Genomic DNA, 3493 nt, shown 5'->3' with positions numbered 1-3493 from the left:
CGGCGGGCAGGGCCAGCGTGTAGCGATTGCGCGTGCCCTGGCCGGGCCGCCGTCGGTGGTCTTTGCCGACGAGCCGACCGCCGCTCTCGACCAGGCCACCGGCCACGAGGTGATGCAGCAGATCACTGCTGTTGCACAGAAATTCGGAGTGACGCTCGTGCTGGTCACCCACGACCCGAAGATCGCCCAATGGTGCGACCGCAGGATCGAGATCCGCGATGGCCTTATCCACTCTGAGGGTGCTGCGAAGGCGGTGCAAGCATGAGCGCCATGACACTGATGACCGCTGCGCAGTCCTCCACCGCAGAGGGCCGCGCACAACGCCAGACCGGCGAACGTTGGGTCCGTGCCTTGTCGCTCGTGGCATTCTCGGTGTCCACCTGGATCCTGTGCACCCTGGCTGCCGGAACGTGGGTGTTCGCGCAACGCATGTGGCACCCGCATGAGGCGGTGAGGGTGATCGACGCAGACCTCGGCGGCCTACTTACGTTGAGCTACGTCTTCCTTGCTCTCTTCGCATCATTGCTGGTGGTGCCAACCTTGCTCGGCCTGCTTACTCAGGCTGCGCGTGCGAATCTCGGTGGGCGTGAAGAACAGTTGGCGATTCTGCGCCTGATCGGCGCGACCTCCGGCCAAGTGCGCGGAATGATGATTCTTGATGCGTTGCGCCAGGCATTCGTCGGCCTTGGCATTGGCACTGTGCTGTACCTGGTCAGTGTTCCTGCATGGTCGCTGCTGACCTTCCAAGAAAAGCGCATCGGCACATGGGAGATGTTCACCTGGTGGATCGTGCCTGTTGCCTGGCTCGTGGTGCTCGTTTTGGCCGCAGCGTCTGTCTGGCTCGCCCTGCGCCGTGTGGCTGTTACCCCACTGGGAGTGACCAAGAAGATTCCGCCAAAGGGGCAAAGTGCGATCACTCTGGTCATCTCGCTTGTGGCAGCTTTTGCCCTGTACCGTTACTTGAGCACAGTAACGATCGCGCCGGGCGCCAATGCCACGGACTTCATCCTGCTGCTCGTCGTCGTTGCCGGCGTATTAATGGTCAACGCTCTCATCGCCGTTGGTGTGATCCAGTTGATCGCCCGATTCAGCTACCTGCTTCCTGGTCCCGCTAACTATGTGGCCACACGCCGCGTCGGACGCGGCGCAAGAACGACGTGGAAGCGTGTAGCAGCGCTGTATTTCCTTGCATTCACTGCTGGTATCAGTAGCTGGATCTCTGCCATCCCAGAAATCGACGCAGACCCGGCCCTAAATATGATCACCGGCGATATTCCCGCTGGTGTGGCCCTCACCGCGATCTTCGGTGCCATTCTTCTCGTCGCCTCTACACTGCTTACTCAGGCATTGGCAGTGGTGGAGCAGAAACATTTGACCAAGTCCCTCTACTTCATTGGTGCGCCCGCGAAATACCACACCTCCGTGGCCATCCGGGAGATCGGCGTACCGATGGCCCTGGTCACCCTATTGGGCTTCGGCATGGGCAACCTGCTGGGCTCCGTCATGGTCGCCGTTCCCGTCGACGTGTTACCCCAGCTCACCCTCTTCGCAGCGCTGATCTTGCTTGTGCTCGCAGGCTGCATTGCCGCCGTCGCCGCCACGGGCAAGCTCCGCGAGCGGGTGCTGGCCGAGACCGGTCGCCTCAACGACTAGTGCCTCGCTGCTGTGTATGAACTGATCTGCATGGACTAGACCGCATGAACTGAGCAAATCTAGAGTGCTTTGGCCTTGAGCCAAGAGTCGGGCGAGTATTCCTATTCGAGGAGACGTGAATATTGTGGACGGGCTTTCATAGAGTGGATGAGCAGCTCGTCCCCGTCTTCTGCGACTACAACGACCGTCTCAAGGAGCCTGGCATGTGTGTCAAAGCCGAGTCTCAGTTCCCTCCATTGGGTCGTTTTATCGTCGAGTGGCTCGACCCATATGGGGTTCGAGGCCGCCTGAATGCCATCAGATTCTGTGATGCCATGTTTGGTGGCGGACTTCGCACATCTCATGCTGCGGTGAAAGCTTCGATTGCTTGGCGGATGAGCTCGGACCGGGTCAGGTTCTTCTTGGTGGCGAGATCATCGAGTGCTTTCAGCTCATCGTCAGTAAGGCGAACAGCAACGACCTGTGCTGGGGTCATTCCCCGTCCCGGGCGTCCGCGGCCGCGCTTCTTTAGAAGCTCTGGGTCGTAACCGATTTCGGCCTCCGCAACCCAAGCGTCGATTTGTTCTTGGCTGGCGTTCACAGGCATAGGAATACTGTATAACGAAAATATCTGTGTAGGCAATGCCCGTTTACGGACAGGCCCACGTTGCGTGTCCTAGGTGCCTAGTAGGGTGAGACCGTGGCTTTGTACCGGAAGTATCGCCCAGCCTCGTTCGCCGAGATGATTGGGCAGGAGCAGGTGACCCGCCCGCTGTCCACAGCGCTGGACAATGGGCGTGTTAATCACGCTTATTTGTTCTCGGGGCCGAGGGGCACGGGCAAGACGTCGTCGGCACGCATTTTGGCGCGTTCATTGAACTGTGCGGAAGGCCCGACATCAACGCCGTGTGGCGTGTGCCCGTCGTGTGTGTCGCTCGCGCCGGGTGGGCCGGGCAACCTTGATGTGACGGAGATGGACGCCGCCTCGAACGGTGGCGTAGATGAGATGCGTGAGCTGCGCGAACGCGCCTATTTCGCTCCGGCAGAATCGCGCTACCGCGTGTTTATTATCGACGAGGCCCACATGATCACCGGCGCGGGCGCGAACGCCCTGCTCAAGATCGTGGAGGAGCCGCCGGAGCACCTCGTGTTCATTTTTGCCACGACGGAGCCGGAGAAAATCATTGGCACCATCCGTTCGCGCACCCACCATTACCCTTTCCGCCTGCTCACGCCGCAGGCAATGCGCCAACTCGTCGAGCGCACGGTCGCCGCGGAAGGCGTCACCGTCGACGAAAATGTGTACCCGCTGGTCATCCGTGCCGGTGGCGGGTCGCCGCGTGACACGCTGTCCATCCTCGACCAACTCCTCGCAGGCGCCGGCCCCGAGGGTCTCACGTATGAGCTCGCCTTACCGCTCCTTGGGGTCACCGACCTCTCGCTTATCGACGCAACCGTGGACGCCCTCGCCTCCCACAACGCCGCCGCCCTCTTCCAAACCGTCGACGATGTGATTGAGGCCGGCCACGAACCCCGCCGTTTTGCCATCGATCTGCTGGACCGCCTGCGTGACCTGATGATCATTCACGCCGTCCCAGATGCCTTCGGCCAGGGCCTCGTGGATGCCCCCACCGACCGCGCCCAGATCCTCGCTACCGAAGCCGACAAATTCCCCGGCAACCAACTCCCCGCCCTGGCCACCGAGGTCAACGAGCGCATCACCTCCCTCCGCGGCGCCACCTCCCCGCGCCTGCTACTAGAAATCATGATGGCGCATCTCCTCGGCGTCGCCTCCGGCACACAAGCCCCAGCGGCAATCACCGGCCTGGAGGAAATCCGCGACGCCTCCGCCGCCGCCACC

General features: G+C 61.6%; 4 protein-coding genes. 3 read left to right on the top strand and 1 reads right to left on the bottom strand.

The features are described from left to right. Together F4V54_RS10400 and F4V54_RS10395 are read left to right on the top strand one after the other, a co-directional pair. A partial coding sequence (locus tag F4V54_RS10400) for an ATP-binding cassette domain-containing protein (protein WP_150387091.1) occupies nt 1–265 on the top strand: 265 nt, incomplete at its 5' end. Between the two features lie 5 nt (nt 266–270). Then, the gene (locus F4V54_RS10395) at nt 271–1653 is read left to right on the top strand and encodes an FtsX-like permease family protein (RefSeq protein ID WP_211359483.1); all 1383 of its coding nucleotides are present in this window, start codon (nt 271–273) and stop codon (nt 1651–1653) included. A gap of 340 nt (nt 1654–1993) precedes the next feature. Here the strand turns inward: F4V54_RS10395 and F4V54_RS10385 are convergent, their stop codons facing one another. Continuing rightward, nucleotides 1994–2239: a ribbon-helix-helix domain-containing protein gene (locus F4V54_RS10385; protein WP_034665859.1), complete on the bottom strand. Its 246-nt coding sequence runs from the start codon at nt 2237–2239 to the stop codon at nt 1994–1996. Between the two features lie 93 nt (nt 2240–2332). On the opposite strand from F4V54_RS10385, the gene F4V54_RS10380 reads away from it, so the two are divergent. Continuing rightward, the coding region (locus tag F4V54_RS10380; protein WP_150387088.1) for a DNA polymerase III subunit gamma and tau at nt 2333–3493 on the top strand (1161 nt) is incomplete at its 3' end.

It is taken from the genome of Corynebacterium tuscaniense (assembly GCF_008693065.1).
Classification (GTDB): Bacteria; Actinomycetota; Actinomycetes; order Mycobacteriales; family Mycobacteriaceae; genus Corynebacterium; species Corynebacterium tuscaniense.
This window is presented reverse-complemented; position numbering and strand designations above follow the sequence as displayed.

Bases quoted from the DNA above. Each gene is read 5' to 3' on its own strand.
- F4V54_RS10395 (WP_211359483.1), top strand. From the start codon at position 271: ATGACACTGATGACCGCTGCGCAGTCCTCCACCGCAGAGGGCCGCGCA.
- F4V54_RS10385 (WP_034665859.1), bottom strand. From the start codon at position 2,239: ATGCCTGTGAACGCCAGCCAAGAACAAATCGACGCTTGGGTTGCGGAG.